General features: G+C 60.6%; 2 protein-coding genes and 1 pseudogene. 2 read left to right on the top strand and 1 reads right to left on the bottom strand.

The features are described from left to right. A pseudogene (locus tag ACLFKU_RS43100) lies at window positions 1–439 on the bottom strand (IS5 family transposase); the annotation flags it as partial. Window positions 440–538: 99 nt separating this feature from the next. Here ACLFKU_RS43100 and ACLFKU_RS43095 point away from each other — a divergent pair. Both ACLFKU_RS43095 and ACLFKU_RS43090 read left to right on the top strand, forming a co-directional pair. After that, window positions 539–1,804: an IS256 family transposase gene (locus ACLFKU_RS43095; RefSeq protein WP_410853306.1), complete on the top strand. Its 1,266-nt coding sequence runs from the start codon at window positions 539–541 to the stop codon at window positions 1,802–1,804. A gap of 165 nt (window positions 1,805–1,969) precedes the next feature. Further along, window positions 1,970–2,190 (top strand): hypothetical protein (locus ACLFKU_RS43090; protein ID WP_410853305.1); only part of this gene is annotated, 221 nt, incomplete at its 3' end.

The raw sequence follows: 2,190 nt of genomic DNA, 5'->3' as shown, positions 1-2,190 counted from the left end.
GTAATATCGGAAACTTGTCCCTCGGTGGCAATCAACCGCAGGGGGCGTCCGGCGTCATCGACAGCCAGGTGCAACTTGGTGGTCAATCCATCTCGCGAGCGACCGAGCGCTTGCGGACCGTTTTTTTCGAGCTCCGGACGAATGCTGGTGCGCGCGCACGATGGTCGAATCGATCAACACATGCTTGATCTCGGTTTCGTCGGCCACAGCGTGGATCACGGTTTCCCACACACCCTTGCGACGCCACCGGGAGAAACGCACGTACACCGATGCCATCTGCCGAACGCCTTCGGCAAATCGCGCCACGGGGAGCCGTCCGGCCGATCCAGAGGACAGCTTCAACAAACCGACGATTGTCGGTCGCCGTTCGCCCCGGATCGCCTTCCCTGCCGGGCAAGACGGATTCGATTCGTGAGCTATTGTCGAATCTGGTGTACAGCGGGAGCGGCGGGAATTTGAGAAGGCGGTGGCGGTCTAGCGAGAATGTTGCTTGTCAAAGGCACAACCAGCGAACCCGAGAAGGCCGGACCCGACCACCATGAAGAAGATTACGCAAGAAGCGAACAGCAGTAAAGCGCAAACGAAAAGCGTGCTAGATGAGCTGATCCAGCAAGGCGCGCGGCAGATCATTCAGCAGGCAGTCGAGGTGGAACTGGCGACCATGCTCGAACAGTACAGCAACGTGAAGTCGATCGACGGCCGGCGTGCCGTGGTGCGCAACGGCTACCTGCCCGAGCGCGAGGTCGTCACAGCGATCGGTCCGGTGACGGTTCAGGTGCCGAAGGTGCGGGATCGTTCGGGCTCGGGCATCCGGTTCAATTCGACGATCGTGCCGCCGTACGTGCGCAAGTCCGCGCGCGTGTCGGCAGCGCTGCCGTGGCTGTACCTGCGAGGCATCTCGACGGGCGACATGAGCGAAGCTATGGGCATCATGCTGGGCGGCCAGGTCAGCGGCATGTCGCCGAACGTCGTGAGCCGGCTGAAGGCCCAATGGGCCGATGAGCATGAGCAGTGGAATCGGCGTGAGCTGTCGTCGGCGCGCTGGGTCTACTGGTGGGCCGACGGCATTCACACCGGTGTGCGCAGCGACGATTCCGACGGCCAGTGCCTGCTGGTGATCATTGGCGTCAAACCGGACGGGACGAAGGAACGTGTGGCCATCGGTGACGGCTACCGGGAATCGAAGGCATCGTGGAGCGAACTGCTGCTCGATCTGAAGAAGCGCGGCCTGCCGTCGGGGCCACTGCTGGCCTGCGGCGATGGCGCGATGGGATTCTGGGCCGCGACGGAGGAAGTGTTCCCGCAGACGAAGCATCAGCGCTGCTGGTTTCACAAGATGGGTAACGTGCTCAATGCGCTGCCGAAATCGCAGCAGGCTCGAGGCAAGAAGGCGATGCAGGACATCTGGATGGCGGCCACGCGCGCTGATGCACTGGCCGCATTCAATCACTTCGTCGACGCGTACTCGGCAAAGTACCCGAAGGTCGCCGAAAAGCTGACGGAAGATCGTGACGAGCTGCTCGCGTTTTACGATTTCCCGGCTGAACACTGGCAGCATCTGCGCACCACGAACCCGATTGAATCGACCTTTGCGACGGTGCGCCATCGCACGAAACGCACGCGCAACTGTGTATCGCGCGCGACGTTCCTCGGGCTGGCGTTCAAGCTGATCGAGTCGGCCGAAGAATCGTGGCGGCGCATCCGCGCCCCGGAAAAGCTCACTTCGATGCTTGACGGGATGACGTTCAAGGATGGAGAACCGGTGACCGACAGCACACCGGCTCAGCAATCGCTAGCCGCCTGATTACGCCGAGACCGCATACACCAGATTTGACTTTAACTCCGATTCGTGCCCATACATCATCGCTCAGTAACGTTCCAACCATCTTGGCCTGCTCGCGCAAAAGACAAGATGTACTCACATTTACATCGAATGTAAACAGACCCTGGTCGTGGAGTTCATTGCATCATGGAATTGGAACCCGGAAGCTCGCTCATCGAACCTGAGCGTTGGCGCAACTTTTTGGGGACAGCTCTCATCACTGTACTGCTCGGCGCGTGTTGTGGCGACAACGGGGGGTACGCCCCGCAAAGCCAGTCTCGCACCGACAGCGTCAATAACGCGACGGCGAAACCTTTCTCTTCAAGATCGCCTATCTGGCTGACGATCGCTGACGAGGGCGACGCGCT

Source organism: Paraburkholderia sp. EG304, assembly GCF_046543485.1.
In the GTDB taxonomy this organism is placed as follows: Bacteria; Pseudomonadota; Gammaproteobacteria; order Burkholderiales; family Burkholderiaceae; genus Paraburkholderia; species Paraburkholderia youngii.
This window is presented reverse-complemented; position numbering and strand designations above follow the sequence as displayed.